The 14708-nt window shown below is 72.3% G+C and carries 13 protein-coding genes and 1 riboswitch; of the genes, 7 read left to right on the forward strand and 6 right to left on the reverse strand.

The genetic code is table 11. The features are described 5' to 3' along the window. Positions 1–20 precede the first annotated feature (20 nt). Positions 21–1208 (forward strand): type VII secretion protein EccE, encoded by a 1188-nt coding sequence (locus AB0F61_RS24015; protein WP_357813392.1) that lies wholly within the window; start codon positions 21–23, stop codon positions 1206–1208. 22 nt (positions 1209–1230) lie between these two features. On the opposite strand, the gene eccD is transcribed toward AB0F61_RS24015, so the two are convergent. After that, entirely contained in the window at positions 1231–2628 is a 1398-nt protein-coding gene (eccD, locus tag AB0F61_RS24020) for a type VII secretion integral membrane protein EccD (protein WP_357813395.1), read from the reverse strand. Between the two features lie 165 nt (positions 2629–2793). Here eccD and eccCa point away from each other — a divergent pair, with 165 nt between their 5' ends. The 3 genes from eccCa to AB0F61_RS24035 all read left to right on the forward strand — a co-directional run bounded on the left by eccCa (position 2794) and on the right by AB0F61_RS24035 (position 7553). Beyond that, positions 2794–6759, forward strand: coding sequence for a type VII secretion protein EccCa (gene eccCa / locus AB0F61_RS24025; RefSeq protein ID WP_357813398.1), 3966 nt, complete (start codon positions 2794–2796; stop codon positions 6757–6759). Between the two features lie 181 nt (positions 6760–6940). Continuing rightward, the gene (locus AB0F61_RS24030) at positions 6941–7249 is read left to right on the forward strand and encodes a WXG100 family type VII secretion target (RefSeq protein ID WP_088986628.1); all 309 of its coding nucleotides are present in this window, start codon (positions 6941–6943) and stop codon (positions 7247–7249) included. Between the two features lie 25 nt (positions 7250–7274). Continuing rightward, on the forward strand, positions 7275–7553 hold the full coding sequence (locus tag AB0F61_RS24035) for a WXG100 family type VII secretion target (RefSeq protein WP_355027254.1): 279 nt from the start codon (positions 7275–7277) through the stop codon (positions 7551–7553). 79 nt (positions 7554–7632) lie between these two features. On the opposite strand, the gene mycP is transcribed toward AB0F61_RS24035, so the two are convergent. Next, on the reverse strand, positions 7633–8874 hold the full coding sequence (gene mycP / locus AB0F61_RS24040; protein ID WP_357813401.1) for a type VII secretion-associated serine protease mycosin: 1242 nt from the start codon (positions 8872–8874) through the stop codon (positions 7633–7635). A gap of 50 nt (positions 8875–8924) precedes the next feature. Then, positions 8925–9260, reverse strand: a complete 336-nt coding sequence (locus AB0F61_RS24045) for a MarR family winged helix-turn-helix transcriptional regulator (RefSeq protein ID WP_357813404.1) — start codon at positions 9258–9260, stop codon at positions 8925–8927. A gap of 226 nt (positions 9261–9486) precedes the next feature. Here AB0F61_RS24045 and AB0F61_RS24050 point away from each other — a divergent pair, with 226 nt between their 5' ends. Continuing rightward, positions 9487–10209: a carbonic anhydrase gene (locus AB0F61_RS24050; protein WP_357813407.1), complete on the forward strand. Its 723-nt coding sequence runs from the start codon at positions 9487–9489 to the stop codon at positions 10207–10209. Between the two features lie 57 nt (positions 10210–10266). Here AB0F61_RS24050 and AB0F61_RS24055 read toward each other — a convergent pair whose 3' ends face one another. From AB0F61_RS24055 to AB0F61_RS24065, 3 genes are all read right to left on the reverse strand, one after another. Then, a complete protein-coding gene (locus AB0F61_RS24055; protein ID WP_357813409.1) occupies positions 10267–11286 on the reverse strand; it encodes a hypothetical protein in 1020 nt (339 codons plus the stop codon). Positions 11287–11290: 4 nt separating this feature from the next. Further along, positions 11291–11421, reverse strand: a riboswitch (cyclic di-AMP (ydaO/yuaA leader). A gap of 166 nt (positions 11422–11587) precedes the next feature. Then, positions 11588–12958, reverse strand: coding sequence for a YibE/F family protein (locus AB0F61_RS24060; RefSeq protein ID WP_357813411.1), 1371 nt, complete (start codon positions 12956–12958; stop codon positions 11588–11590). A 190-nt stretch (positions 12959–13148) separates the two neighbouring features. After that, positions 13149–13445: a metal-sensitive transcriptional regulator gene (locus AB0F61_RS24065; RefSeq protein ID WP_355027247.1), complete on the reverse strand. Its 297-nt coding sequence runs from the start codon at positions 13443–13445 to the stop codon at positions 13149–13151. Positions 13446–13541: 96 nt separating this feature from the next. Between AB0F61_RS24065 and AB0F61_RS24070 the strand changes: the two genes are divergently transcribed. Beyond that, positions 13542–13751 (forward strand): copper ion binding protein, encoded by a 210-nt coding sequence (locus AB0F61_RS24070; RefSeq protein ID WP_355027246.1) that lies wholly within the window; start codon positions 13542–13544, stop codon positions 13749–13751. A gap of 14 nt (positions 13752–13765) precedes the next feature. Beyond that, complete coding sequence (locus AB0F61_RS24075) at positions 13766–14707, forward strand: hypothetical protein (protein ID WP_357813416.1); 942 nt, start codon at positions 13766–13768, stop codon at positions 14705–14707. Position 14708: the final 1 nt, after the last annotated feature.

Below are 14708 nucleotides of genomic sequence, written 5' to 3' on the forward strand. Positions count from 1 at the left end.
TGCAGGAGGGACAGTCAGCGATGACGCAGGTTCAGGTGCGACCCGCCCGAGCGGCCACGGACCCGACTGAGGCGGCGGCGCGGCCGACGCCCCCGACCGACCGTCCCGGCCGTGGACGGCTCGGTCCGGTGCTGGTCGGGCAGCTCGTCGTGCTGGAGTTGTGCGTGCTCGGCGTCTGGGCCGCGTCGGCCGGCCCCCTGTGGCTGCTGGCCGCGGCGGGTGCCGTCGCGGCGCTGATCGTCGGGGCGACCTTCGCCCGCCGAGGGGGTCTCTGGTGGTTCGAGGACCTGCTGCTGCGCGGGCGTCTGCGGCGGCGCGGTGAGCGCGCGTCGGCGGTGCTCCGCGGCGGCCTGGCGGGCGACCCGCGGTTGGCGGCGCTGGCCCCTGAGTTGAGCGTGATCGAGTTGACCGACCGCGGCACCCGGCTCGGCATCGGGCGCGACGACGAGGGCTGGTTCGCGGCTGTCGCGTTGCAGCCCGCGAGCGGCGCGACGGCCGGTTCGGTGAGCGCGTCCACCATGGACCAGGTGTTGCGGGTGCTGGCGGACTTCAGCGCCCCGGTCTCCCGTACCCAGGTGGTCGCGCACACCCTGGTCTGGTACCCGGCGCCCGGTGCGCCACCGGCGGCGCACCGGACCGTCTGGGTGGCGCTACGGCTGACCGTCGGCGATGCCCGGGTGGAGGCGGTGAGCCGGGGCGGTGGGCTCGCCGGCGTGCACCGTACGGTGGCCGCCGGGGTCGGCCGGCTGGGCAAGGCGTTGACCTCGGCGGGGCTTGCCCATCGGCCGCTCAACCGGGACGAGTTGCGCGCGGCCATCGTCTCGGCGGCCGGGCTCGACCTGGGACCGGAGGCTCCGGCGGAGAGCTGGCGCGGGCTGCGCGGCGGTGGCTGGACCCATCGTTGCCTGGTGTTGCGCGGCCGTACCGAGGTGCCGCTCGGCCCGCTTGTGGACGCGATCACCGCGACCTCCGCGCCGTCGCACACGGTGGCCGCGACGGTATCGGCGGACGGTCGGGTGGCGTCACCGCTGCTGCGGGTCGCCGCGATGGACAACCACGTCGAGGCGCTGGTCAAGGTGGTCCGCGACATCGCCCAGCGAGCGGGCACGTCCGCCCGACCCATGGACGGTCAGCACGGACCGGGTGTCTACGCCACCGCGCCGGTGGCGTCGGCGCTTGGCGTCTCCACCCGTCCGCAACCGCGCTGACAGGCGTCGTCGACGCGGGCGGTCAGGGCCGGAGGTTGACGATCCAGCCGTAGAGGCCGCAGACCCAGAAGGCGAGCGGGACCAGCGAGATGATCAGCATGATCTCGGCGATGTCGAGCAGCCGGCCCCAGACCGGTGAGATGCGCTTACCGGCGACGGTCAGCCCGTAGATCAGGCTGACCACTGCGGCCAGCACCAGCCCGCCCAGGATCAGACCGAGCTGAACCGGCAGCGACGCGCTGGCGAACGTGGCAGCGGCGGCCAGGCCCATCCCCACGGTGCCGGCCAGCAGCACGGGGGTGCGCTGGGCGCGGCCCAGCAGCGGCCGGGCCCGGAGCAACGACAGCAGGGCCAGCACCAGGCACAGCAGCACGGCCGACACTCGCCCGTCCAGGGCGAGCACGAGTTGCGCGCCCAGCACCAGCACCGAGACGGTCCACAGCAGACCGGTCATGAACTGGTCGGCGCGTTCGCTGCGCTGGAGCACCTGCCGGCCGTCGACCGACTCGCTGTCGGTCTTCAGGTCATCCGGACCGGTCGGGATCGAGGGCACCGGCAGGCGTGCCAGCCGGTAGGCAGCCATCGGCAGTGCCGGCACCACACCGAACGCGACAGCCGCCACCACCGCCGCGGCGGCTGGCGCGTCGAGGCCGAGGACCAGGCAGAGCAGCGCGCCCATCCCGGTGGCGGCCCCCACCCCGATGGCGGCGAAGAAGAGCGGATACCGGTCGCCGACCGCCAGCACGGCGACCGCGCCCGCGACCACCGCGGCGGTCGCCGCGAGGAGCACGTGCGGGCTGGCCAACCCGGTCAGCGGCCGGTCACCGGCGAGCAGCAACAGGCCGCCGACGGCGGCATGCCCGAGGGCGACCATGGCCAGCACCGCGCCGGTGCGGCTGTCGGCGGCGGCCCGGGACAGCACCGCCGCGCCGATCAGCAGCGCCACCGCCACCAGCAGTGCGGCCAGCGCGCCGGGCAGGTGCGGTGGGCCGGCGAAGAGGGCCGCGAGCGCGCCAGCGCCGAGCGCCGACGCCGCGAACAGCACCGCGAAGGACCGGGTCGCGCCGACCTGCCACGCGCCGGGGCGCTGGTTGGTCGCGGTGGCGACGGCGTCCACCACGTCGTCGAAGACGATCTCCGGCGCGGCCGCGGACCGGGGGTTGAAGTAGAGGACCTCGCCGTCGCGGACACTGAGCTGCGCGGCGGTACGGCCACCGTCCAGCGGCGCGCCGCCCAACCTGGACAGCGCCCAGCCGCCGTGCCGCGCACCCTCGTCGGCCATGTCCTCGCCGGCGTAGCGCAGCAGGGTGGGCAGCAGGTCGGCCATCGGCACGTCCGACGGCAGCGCCAGGTCCATCCGGGTACGCGGAGCCACGATGGTGATCCGGCTCAGACCACCGGTCGCCGTCTTCGTCGCCACAGTGGCCTCCAGGTGTGCGTCGGTGCTCGGCTGGCCGCGATGCCGCGCTCCGGGTCCACCGCGCCCACGGCAGATTACCTACGATGGCGTCCACGTACGATGCCCACCCGCGGGCTCCGGTCCGCGGCGGCACGTCATCAGGCCGCTTCTGGGGAGGAGACAGCCGTGAGCACTGTGGTGTTCCGCCGGCTCCCGCGTCAGCCGGGACCGGCCCTACCGCGCGGTGAGGTGCTGCTGGAGTCTCCTCCCGAGCTGCCCGAGCCGACGCCCCGCGGGATGGGGCAGCTGCTCATGATCCTGCCGATGTTCTGCGGGGTCGGCGCGATGGCGTTCCTCTACGCCGGCAAGGGCGGCGGCATGATGACGTACGTCGCCGGTGGCCTCTTCGGCGTCTCGATGCTCGGCATGGCGATCGGTTCGCTCGCCAACAACGGCGGCAAGGACAAGGCCGAGCTGAACGCCGACCGGCGCGACTACATGCGCTACCTGGCCCAGATGCGCAAGCGCACCCGGCGGGCCGCCGAGCAGCAGCGGGCGGCGATGACCTGGCGGCACCCGGAGCCCGACGCGCTCTGGTCGATCGCCGCGTCCCGGCGGCTCTGGGAGCGGCGGATCACCGAGGACGACTTCGGTGAGACCCGGATCGCGCTCGGCCCGCAGCGACTGGCGGTGGAGATCGTCCCGCCGGAGACGAAGCCGGTGGAGGACCTGGAGCCGATGAGCGCCATCGCGCTCCGCCGGTTCGTCCGCGCACACTCCACAGTGCCCGAGCTGCCGACCGCGCTGTCGGTACGCGCGTTCAGCCGGGTCGCGCTGCGCGGCGACCGCGCGCCCGTGCTCGACCTGACCCGGGCGGCGCTCGGGCAGCTGGCCACCTTCCACGCCCCGGACGACCTGGTGGTCGCGGTGGTCGCCGCGCCGGACCGGCAGCCGTCCTGGGACTGGGTGAAGTGGCTGCCGCACGCCCACCACAGCGGGCGTACCGACGCCGCCGGTGCCCGCCGTCTGGTCTTCGCCAGTCTGACCGAGGCCGAGGCGTCGCTCGCCGCCGAGCTGGCCGGTCGACCCCGGTTCGCGCCCGAGGCCAAACCGCTCACCACCGCCCCGCACCTGGTCGTGGTGATCGACGGTGGCGAGATCGCGCCGACCTGCCAGTTGGTGGGCCCGGGGCTGCTCGGCACCACCGTGATCGACCTGTCCGGGACGGTGCCCCGCGACGCCGGTCGCTGGCTGCTCTGCCTCGACGTGGCGGACGGAAGCTCGCTCGACCTGGTCCGGGGCAGCTCGTCGTCGCCGCTGGGTCGCCCCGACCGGCTCAGCGCCGAAGCGGCCGAGGGGCTGGCCCGGCAGATCGCCCCGTATCGCCTGTCCCAGCAGCAGACCAGCAGCGACGAGCCGCTGGCGCGCAGCATGGAGCTGCCGGACCTGCTCGGGGTGGGCGACGCGGCGACGGTGGACGTGCAGCACACCTGGCGTCCGCGCGGTCACCGGGACCGGCTGCGGATCCCGCTCGGCGTCGGCCCGGACGGCAATGTGGTCGAACTCGACTTCAAGGAGTCCGCGCACGAGGGTATGGGCCCGCACGGTCTGGTGATCGGTGCCACCGGCTCCGGCAAGAGTGAGCTGCTCCGTACGGTGGTGGCCGCCCTGGCGGTGACCCACTCGTCGGAGGAGCTGAACTTCGTCCTGGTGGACTTCAAGGGCGGCGCGACGTTCGCGTCGCTGGAGGCGTTGCCGCACACCAGCGCGGTGATCACCAACCTGGCCGACGAGTTGCCGCTTGTCGACCGCATGCGTGACGCGCTCGCCGGCGAGATGGTGCGCCGCCAGGAGTTGCTGCGGGCGGCGGGCAACTACGTCTCCCGCTTCGAGTACGAGAAGGCTCGGGCGGCCGGTGAGCCGCTGGCCCCGATGCCCAGCCTGTTGATCATCTGTGACGAGTTCAGCGAGTTGCTCGCCGCCAAGCCCGACTTCATCGACCTGTTCGTGATGATCGGCCGGTTGGGTCGGTCGCTGGGCGTGCACCTGCTGCTGGCCAGCCAGCGGCTCGAAGAGGGCAAGCTGCGTGGCCTGGACACCCACCTGTCGTACCGGATCGGTCTGCGGACGTTCTCGGCTGTGGAGAGCCGGATCGTGCTCGGCGTGCCGGACGCGTACGAGCTGCCGAACGCGCCGGGCCACGGCTACCTGAAGACGGACACCAGCACCATGCTGCGGTTCCGGGCCGCGTACGTGTCCGGGGCCTACCGGGCGCCGGGGCAGCAGGCCGCCGCGTCGCAGGCGCTCGTGCAGCGCCGGATCGTGCCGTACGGCCTGGACTTCATCGCGGCACAGCTCCCGCAGATGCCGGTGGACACCGCTCCGGAGCCCGAGCAGCCGGCCGACGGCAAGGCCGTGGCGATGCTCGACGTGCTGATCGACCAGCTCAAGGGTCGGGGCCGCCCGGCCCACCAGGTGTGGCTCCCGCCGCTGGCCGACCCGCCGGGCCTGGGTGAGCTGCTCGGCCCGCTGGCCGTCGACCCCACCTACGGGCTGTGCACCGCGTCCTGGCCGGGGCGCGGGCGGCTGACCGTGCCGGTCGGGGTGGTGGACCGCCCGTACGAGCAGCGCCGTGACCCGATGATGGTCGAGCTGGCCGGGGCCGGCGGCAACGTGGTCATCGTCGGCCGGTCGCTGAGTGGCAAGAGCACCATGCTGCGTACGCTGCTCGCCTCGCTGGCGCTCACCCACACACCACGTGAGGCGCAGTTCTTCTGCCTGGACTTCGGCGGAGGCGCGCTGCGCAGCCTGGAGCGCCTGCCGCACATGGCCGGGGTGGCCGGTCGGCGGGACGTCGAGGCGGTACGCCGGACGGTGGCCGAGGTGGTCGCCGTGCTGGACGACCGGGAGACGCGCTTCGCCCAGCACGGCATCGACTCGGTGGCCAGTTACCGCCGTCGTCGGGCGGCCGGTGAGTTCGCCGACGACCCGTTCGGTGACGTGTTCCTGGTGGTGGATGGTTGGAACACGCTGCGCCAGGAGTACGAGGAGCTGGAGCAGACCATCACCACGCTCGCCAACCGGGGCCTCGGCTTCGGTGTGCACGTGGTGCTCACCGCGGTGCGGTGGGCGGAGATCCGGATCAACATGCGCGATCTGCTCGGCACCAAGCTGGAGCTGCGTCTCGGTGACCCGTCCGAGTCCGAGATCGACCGCCGCGCGGCGATGAACGTGCCGGAGAAGTCGCCCGGTCGTGGCCTGACCCGGGACAAGCTGCATTTCCTCACCGCCATCTCGCGGCTCGACGGTCGTCGGGACATCGACGACCTGAGCGAGGCTTCGCTGGCCCTGGCCGGGCATGTGGCAGCGAACTGGCCGGGTCGTCCGGCGCCGAAGGTGCGGCTGCTGCCGCGCCGGTTGCCGGTGGCCGAGCTGGCTCGGATCATCGACCGGTCGGCGCCGGGTCTGCCGATCGGTGTCAACGAGTCGGCGCTCGCGCCGGTCTACCTGGATCTGGCCAACGAGCCGCACCTGACGGTCTTCGGCGACGCCGAGTGCGGCAAGACCAACCTGCTGCGGTTGATCGCCCGGGGCATCACCGAGCGGTACACGCCCGCCCAGGCGCGGCTGGTGATCGCCGACTACCGGCGTGGCCTGCTGGGCGCGGTGGAGGGCGATCACCTGCTCGACTACGCCCCGTCCAACCAGGCGTTCGCCCAGGGGCTCGGGTCGATCCGCAGCGCGTTGTCCAACCGGTTGCCCGGCCCGGACGTGACCACCGCCCAGCTACGCGACCGTAGCTGGTGGAAGGGCCCGGACCTGTACATCCTGGTGGACGACTACGACCTGGTGGCGTCCGGTGGGAGCAACCCGCTCAGCGCCCTGCAGGAGTTGTTGCCGCAGGCCCGCGACATCGGTCTGCACCTGATCGTCACGCGTCGCGTCGGTGGTGTGTCCAGGGCGCTCTACGAGCCGGTGTTGCAGCGGTTGCGCGAGCTGGACTCGCCGGGTCTGCTGATGTCCGGCAACCGGGAGGAGGGCGCCGTGTTCGGCACGCTTCGGCCGAGCCCGCAACCGCCGGGTCGGGGCACCCTCGTCCGGCGACGTGACGGCCAGCAGTTGATCCAGACGGCGTGGGCCGAGCCTTCCTGAGCGATGCACATCCGGCGCGATTCACCACCATCCATCGCACCCCCGCCGATCAGGGCTGCGGGCGCTCGACCGGTTCCGCTACGGTCTTCACTGGAGTGTCCGTCGGTGGGGTGTTGCTGCCTTGCCGCGGGGGAGGAGTGCGGCAAAGCCGCCACCACAACATGACGGAAGGGTGTGAAGCATGGCGTTCGAGGTCGAAGCTGCGACTCTGCATACCGCCGCGAGTGACGTGCGGTCCACGCGCAGCGAGGTCGACGGCGAGCTGAAGAAGCTGTGGAACGTGGTCGACGACCTGGCCATGGCGTGGAAGGGTCAGGCGTCCACGGGCTTCCAGTCGCTTATGACGCGCTGGAACGAGGACACCGTCAAACTGCTGACGGCGATGGACAACATCGCTGACCTGCTCGACAAGTCGGGTACGACGCATCAGGTCAACGACGAAGAGCAGCAGCAGATGCTGGACAAGTTCCACTCTGCTCTCAACCCGTGATCCGCAGCCAGCAGAGGAGGAAATCGTGACGATCAAGGTTGACTACGCGGTCCTCGAGAGCAGCAATCAGCAGATGCAGGCCATCTCGAAGACGCTCGAGGAAAAGCTCGACACGCTGCGGGCGATGCTGACCAAGCTCCACTGGGACGGCGAGGACCGGGTTGCCTACGAGCAGCACCAGGCGAAGTGGGACACGGCGGTCCGGGACATCAACCGGATCCTGAACGAGATCGGCGGTGCCGTCGGCATCGCTCGGGAAAACTACCTCACCACCGAGATGAGCAACTCCAAGGTGTGGGGCTGAGGCATTGACCGGTGCGGCTCCGGTCCGGTTCACCCGGGCCGGAGCCGCATTGTCTTTCGGTGTCGGTGCGCAGCGGCGGTCAGCCGGCCGCCGGCGCGTCGGTGCGTCGGCCAGGGCGCCAGCCGCGTTGGCGGCCCCGGGCCACGATCGGTCGGGCGATCAGCAGCAGCACGGTGAGCAGCCCGCCGACCGCTGCGGCCCAGATCGCGGCGGTGCGCTGCCAGCCCAGTGGGTCGTCGTGCACGACGGGCGCCGGCAGGGTGGTGGCCGGCGGGTTCGCCCTTGTGCCGAGCAGGCTCGACACCGCCCGGTACGGGTTGACAGTGCCGTAGCCGATGTCGGCGTTGTGGCCCTCCGGCGGGTTGTCCGCCGTGCGTTCCAGCCGTTCGGCGACCTGCTGCGGGGTGAGATCCGGGTAGGCGGCCCGGACCAGCGCGGCCACTCCCGAGACGTACGCGGCGGCGTAGCTGGTGCCGCCGGTCGGCTCGGCGCGGTAGCCGGAGCCCTGAGGTGCCGGCCCGATGATGTTCAGCCCCGGTGCGGCGATGTCGACGTAGTCGCCGCTGATCGAGCTGCCCACGTGACCGCCCTGCTCGTCGACCCCGCCGACCGCGATCACCCCGGGGTACGCGGCGGGGTAGCCCGGCCGGTCCTGCTGATCCTCGGCCCGGTTGCCGGCGGCGGCGACGAGCACCACCTGCTCGGCCAGAGCGCGGTCGACGGCCGCCGTCAGTTCGGGGCCGGGAATGGTCGTGAGGGACAGGTTGATCACGTCTGCGCCGTGTTCGACAGCCCAGTCGATCGCCGCGGCGATCTGCACGGGAAGCTGGGTGTCCCTGGTGTCCTTGAGATTGGGCAGGACCCGGATCGGCAGGATGCGGGCGGCCGGGGCGATGCCGCTGAACGGGACACCGGTGCCCTCCCGGCCGGCGATGATGCCGGCGATCATCGTGCCGTGCCCGACCAGGTCGCACTGGCCCTGGTTGGCTGGCAGGTTGTTGAAGTCGCGACCCTCGAGCACCTGGCCCGCGAGCAGCGGGTGGACGGCGGAGACCCCGGAGTCGATCACCGCGACCGTCACTCCGGCGCCCCGGGACAGCGGCCACGCCGCGGACGGCTCCAGCCGGCGCAGCGCCCACGGCATCGCCGTCAGGCTCTCCTCGCTGGCCGGACCGCAGGTGGGCGGTGCCGCCCGCGCCGGTGTGGGTGCCACCAGAGCGGTGCCGAGCAGAATCGCCAGGGCTCCACTGAGGACACCGCGAGCGGCACGGCCGCTGCGGCGGAACGGGTGGGTCGCGCTCAACGGCGGGCATTCGCGCACCCGCAGAGATTACCGCTGCGCCCGGTCGGGCAGCGGCCCGGCGAGGTGGGTCAGGCGCCGGGTTCGACCTCCGTGGTGGGCGTTTCGGCGAACAGCGCGAGCAGGGCGCCGACCTGGCGGTCGGCCTCGGCGGGGTGCCGGAACCGGCCGGCCGGGTTGAGGGTGTACTCGTTGCGCCGTCCGACGCGGGTGCGGTGCAGGTAGCCGCCCGCTTCCAGGTCGGCGACTATCGCCTGCGCGGCCCGTTCGGTCACCCCGACCTCGGCCGCGACGTCGCGTAGCCGGGCGGTGGGGTTGCGGGCGATGGCAAGCAGCACGTGCCCGTGGTTGGTGAGGAACGTCCAGTTCCGCCCGCCGCCGGTGTCGCCCGTCGCAGTGCTCGCCATGGTGTGACCGCCTCTCCGGACGTCCGCCCTGCCCTCGGGAGTCTCGCCCGACCTGCGTTCGGTGCGTCACCCGGGGGTCGGACCGAAGTCAACGTATGAAATCTAAATCACGCATACCTTGACGCATCTTAGGGTGCGTGTGACCGTGGAGCCCGAGCCAGCGCCACCGTCGGCCCGGCTGATAAGCCCTCTGACCAGGTCAGACGCGTGAAGACGAGGTGCGGGGATGAGTCGTCCTGGAACTCCCGGCGGGCAGCCGGGTCCGCAGCGGATCGCCGACCGGGCGGCCGCAGCAAGCGAGCCGGCCCGGGCGTACGCCGAGCTGACCGCCGGAAACCGGCGCTTCGTCAGCGGCGCCCCACGCCACCCCAACCAGGACGCCGGGCACCGGGCCGCCGTGGCCGACGGGCAGCACCCGTTCGCGGTGATCGTCGGCTGCTCCGACTCCCGCCTGGCCGCCGAGATCATCTTTGACCGGGGGCTTGGTGACCTGTTCGTGGTCCGCACGGCCGGGCACACCACCGGTCCGGAGGTGCTCGGCAGTGTGGAGTACGCGGTGACCATCCTCGGCACCCCGCTGGTGGTGGTGCTCGGCCACGACTCGTGCGGGGCGGTGCAGGCGGCGCGGGAGTCCTCCGCGACCGGCACCCAGCCTCCCGGGCACCTGGGTGCGGTGGTCGACGCCGTGCTGCCCAGTCTGCGCCGGGCCGAGACCGAGGGTGTGGACGACATCGACGGCATCGTCGACATCCACATCGCGCAGACCGTTGAGACGCTGCTCCGGGAGTCGCCGGTGCTTGCCGACGAGGTGGCGCAGGGGCGGTGCGCGGTGGTGGGTGTGTCGTACCGGCTGGCCGCCGGAGCGGTGCGCCCGGTGGCCGCCGTGCCGGCCGGCTTCGCGGCGCTCGACGTGCCGACCGGCTCGGCCGACCCGGTCGCGGCCGCCTGACGCGTCGAGGGCCGCTCCGCGCGACGCGGAACGGCCCTCGACGGAGGATGCTGCGGGTCAGAGCATCGACATGTGCACGTGGTCGGTGTGGTTCGACGGCCCGCTGTACGACTTCCAGCCGGTCGCCGGGAACCAGATCTGCCGGTTCCAGATCACGTAGTAGATGCCGAGCCGGTCGGCGTTGCGGATGAGGAACGCGGCGACGTTGTTGCCGTACGTCCGGGTGTCCTCGTTGTGCCACGGTGAGAAGCCGCTCTTCTGTAGCGACCAGTCGCAGGCGCGGCCCTTCGGGTGCTCGTACGGCCCGCCGTTGCGGTGACAGCCGACGAACCGGTTGAAGCCGGCCCGCTTGACCTCCTTGTACGCGTGCAGCGTGCGCGGCGTGACGCAGCCGGACGTGGTGGGGTCATCCTCGCTACAGGACTGCGCCTTCCAGTCACCGTCGGCGGTGCGGCCCGGCCCGATCCGGGCGACCGGCGAGGTGGCGTCCACCAGACCGCCGGTGAAGCCCTTGCCGCCAACCAGGGCGAGCGCCTTGTCGGCCTCGCTCTTGCGCTTGGCCATCACGGCGGTCTGCTTCTGCTGCTCCCGGACCTCGGTGTCGAGGGCCAGCTTGGCCTGCTCGGCACGGGCCTTCACCGTGTTGACCTCAGCGAGCTTGTTCTCGTTCACCATGTTGATCTCGTCGAGCATCGCGGCGCGCTGGACGAACGTGTCCGGGGCGTCGCTTTCGAGCAGCATCGCGAGTGCGCCGATCCGACCGGTGCGGTACGACTGGGCGGCGATCTGCCCGACCTGGGGCGCCAGCGCGTCCAGGTCGGCCTTGGCCCGGTCCACCTCGATCGCCAACTCCAGTTGCCGCTTCTTGGACTTGTCCAGTTTGGACTTGGCGGCGGAGTAGTCGCGGTTCACCTGCTCGATGACGTCGTTGAGCAGCTTGGGCTCGTCGTCCTCCTCGTGCCCGGACGGTGTGGGGGTCGTCGGGGCGGCGTGGGCCGGGAGGGGCCCGGCGAGCACGGTCAGTGCGGCGATCACGGCCACCACGGGTGTCAACCAGCGGCGTAGGGGTGCCGTCACAATGTTCCCTTCCCTCGACCGCCGACCGGGTTAGCTGACGGGTTCGGGGCGGAAGTGGCCCCTACCGCTGACGCGGATTCACCCCACACACCTGGGTCCCCGGCTCGCCGGTTGGCGATTGGGCGGTGGCACCGCAGGCGCCGCTTCGCGCCTTCATCGGTAACCGGCAGCGAGGTTACCCGAGAGTCGACTGGGTGAGCTACGCCTGGATGCCGACCAAAAGTGTCATTTCGCCATAGCGTTGTGTGACCAGTGACGCGGTTCTCAGGGGGAAGACCCGATCTGGTCACGCTGAGGAGTGTCACCATGCCGTATCCGTGCTCCTGTTCGACTCCGGCCACCCGTCGGTGGCGGTGGATGGGGGCCGGGCCCGCGTCTGGTCCGGCTCGTCGGGTCGCCTCGTTCGCGGCGCGTTGAGGGCGGCCAGCGCCTCCGCCCGGTCCGCCCGGGGGCGCGGCCGGGCGGCGTCGACGGGCGGCGTGGTTTCGGCGCGCCCGGCCGCGGTCACGATCGCGGCCAGCCCGGTGGTCAGTGGCACGGCGGCGATCAGCCCGAGCGTGGCGACCGCGCTGCGGACGATCTCCTGCGCGAGGAACTCGCTGGTGAGGATCTGCCCGATCGGCCGCGAGTCGGCGGTGAGCAGGAGCAACAGGGGCAGCGACGCGCCCGCGTACGCCAGCACGATGGTGTTGACGGTGGAGGCGATGTGCGCGCGGCCGACGCGGGTCGCCGCACGGTAGAGCTGCATACGGGTCAGCCCGGCATTGGCGTTCGCCAGCTCGGTGACGGTGGCCGCCTGGGTGACCGTCACGTCGTCGAGCACCCCGAGCGAACCGATGATGATCCCGGCGAGCAGCAGGCCGTGCAGGTCCACGTCGCCCTGGAACATCGACAGTGTCGTCGCGTCCTCGCTGCCGAAGCCGGTGAGGTGGGTCGCCGCCGTGGCGATGGTGGCGAGCACGCCGGTCAGCACCAGGCTGCCCAGGGTGCCGAGCACCGCGACCGAGGTCTGCGCTGTGACGCCGTGGGTCAGGTAGAGCACCACGAACATGATCAGGGCGGCGCCGACCACCGCCACCAGGAGCGGTGATCTGCCGGCGCCGATGCCCGGCAGCACGAAGGTGAGCAGGATGGCGAAGCTGGCCGCCAACCCGGCGAGCGCGGCCAGACCTCGCCAGCGGCCGAACGCGACGATCGCGGCGGCGAAGATCACCGCCAGCCACACCATCGGGGTGCCGCGCTGGTGCTCGGCGATGTTCCAGTTGCTGAGGGCGGGATCGGTCGGGTCGGTCAGCTCGACCAGGATGACCTCGTCGCCGACGTCGACCCGTGGCGCGCCCGGGCCGTCGGGCACCGGTGTCTGCACCTGCTGGCCGGCGGCGGGTCCGTCGTCCACCCGGACGTCGACGGTGCCGCACGGCCCGGCGCCGACCCGGGGTGTGCCCTCGGGGCTCGACGGCACCGGCGGGCATGGCTCGGTCACCACCCGGGTCACCGTGCCGGCGTAGCGGGGCACGTCCGCTCCGCCGTCGGTCCGCGGTGCTCCTCCGCGCGGCCAGAGCAGCGCCGCGGCGAGCACGGTGGCGACGAAGAGGGGCACCACCGTCATGACGAGGATCCGTCGCACCCGGGGCGGGGCGGACGGAGCGGGACGGGCGTGGTCGGAACCCAAGTCGAGACTCCCAACGATCCGGTGCGGGATACGGGCCAGCGGGCCGCGCGGTTCAGCGTCGTCGCCGAAAGTCGGCGACCGGGCGCGGCGGATCGCGGACCGACGACCACGCGATCACCGACGGTCAGTGCCCGGCCCCGTCCGACCGGAAACCGGCATCTCGGCGCGCCGCCGACACCGGGGCGTGTCGTCAGCCGCGCTTCATCAGCCGGCCGACCGCCGCCATCATCTCGGTGGCCATCTCGTCGGCCCGGCCCTCGGCCGCCCCCTCGTGCATGCAGTGCCGGGCGTGTCCGTCGAGCAGCCCCAGCGCCACCTTGTCGAGCGCGGCCTGGATCGCGGAGATCTGGGTGAGCACGTCGATGCAGTAGCGGTCGTCGTCGACCATCTTCTCGATGCCGCGGACCTGCCCCTCGACTCGGCGGAGCCGCGCGAGTAGCTGGTCCTTGCTGGCGGTGTATCCGCGGATCGGGGTGGGTGCGCTCATGCCGACCAGGATAGCCTACCCCCCGGGGGTATGGTACGGTGCATTCGTGACGGCGATACCCCCACCGGGTACCGGTACAGCGAAGGAGACGATCCGATGGTCAACACGACGTTCCAGGTGCAGGGCATGACCTGCGGGCACTGCGTCAGCGCGGTGAGCGCCGAGGTCGGCGCGATCGCGGGCGTGCGTGACGTCCAGGTCGACCTCGCGACCGGGCAGGTGACCGTGAGCAGCGAGCAGCCACTTGACGTGCAGGTCGTCCGAGCCGCCGTCGACGAGGCCGGCTACGACCTCGTCGACGCGTGAGCGGAGGGGCCGACATGCGTACCGTGACGAGACTTGCCGGATTCGCTGTCGGCCTCGCGGCGATCTTCGGCGCGACGTACGGGGTCGGCCGGCTGGCCGACCGCACTCCGGTCGCCGAGAGCCGGCACGACGGCGACGCCGTCCACGCGACCGGAGAGCGCGGTGAGCCGGCCGACCGGGTTCCCGGTGGGCTGCTCGTCTCCGACCGCGGCTACACCCTCGACCCGGTCGACGCCCCGGCCGACCAGTTCGCCTTCCGGATCACCGGTCCGGACGGCCAACCGGTGACCAGGTACGACGTGGCGCACGACCGGAGGATGCACCTGATCGTGGTCCGACGGGACCTCACCGGTTTCCGGCACGTGCACCCCGAGCTGGCTCCGGACGGCACCTGGCGGGTCGGCACGCCACTGGCCGGCCCCGGGCAGTGGCGGGCGTTCGCCGACTTCGCCCCGACCGGGGCTGATCCGCTGACGCTCGGCGTGGACGTGACCGTCCCCGGTGAGCTGACCGAACGACCGCTGCCCGCCCCGGCGACCAGCACCACGGTCGACGGCTACACGGTCACCCTGACCGGCTCGCCGCGGCCCGGCCGTACCGCCCCGCTCACCTTCACCGTCAGCCGGAACGGTCAGCCGGTCACCGACCTGGAGCCCTACCTGGGCGCGTACGGGCACCTGGTGGCACTGCGCCGGGGCGACCTCGCGTACCTGCACGTGCACCCGGCCGGGACGCCGGGTGACGGCCGGACCCGGCCGGGCCCGGCCGTCAGCTTCCTCGCCGAGGTGCCCTCGGCCGGCAGCTACCGGCTCTACCTCGACTTCCAACACGGCGGGACGGTGCACACGGCCGAGTTCACGGTCGTCGCCGGCACCCCGCCGACCGGGAACACCCCGAGCGGACCCGCGCCGAGCGGCGGTGCCGACCACGGCACCCCCGGGCACGGGCACAACTGAC

Source organism: Micromonospora sp. NPDC023888, assembly GCF_040639415.1.
Taxonomy (GTDB): Bacteria; Actinomycetota; Actinomycetes; order Mycobacteriales; family Micromonosporaceae; genus Micromonospora.

Bases quoted from the DNA above. Each gene is read 5' to 3' on its own strand.
- AB0F61_RS24015 (WP_357813392.1), top strand. From the start codon at position 21: ATGACGCAGGTTCAGGTGCGACCCGCCCGAGCGGCCACGGACCCGACT.
- AB0F61_RS24030 (WP_088986628.1), top strand. From the start codon at position 6,941: ATGGCGTTCGAGGTCGAAGCTGCGACTCTGCATACCGCCGCGAGTGAC.
- AB0F61_RS24045 (WP_357813404.1), bottom strand. From the start codon at position 9,260: ATGGCGAGCACTGCGACGGGCGACACCGGCGGCGGGCGGAACTGGACG.
- AB0F61_RS24050 (WP_357813407.1), top strand. From the start codon at position 9,487: ATGAGTCGTCCTGGAACTCCCGGCGGGCAGCCGGGTCCGCAGCGGATC.
- AB0F61_RS24065 (WP_355027247.1), bottom strand. From the start codon at position 13,445: ATGAGCGCACCCACCCCGATCCGCGGATACACCGCCAGCAAGGACCAG.
- AB0F61_RS24070 (WP_355027246.1), top strand. From the start codon at position 13,542: ATGGTCAACACGACGTTCCAGGTGCAGGGCATGACCTGCGGGCACTGC.
- AB0F61_RS24075 (WP_357813416.1), top strand. From the start codon at position 13,766: ATGCGTACCGTGACGAGACTTGCCGGATTCGCTGTCGGCCTCGCGGCG.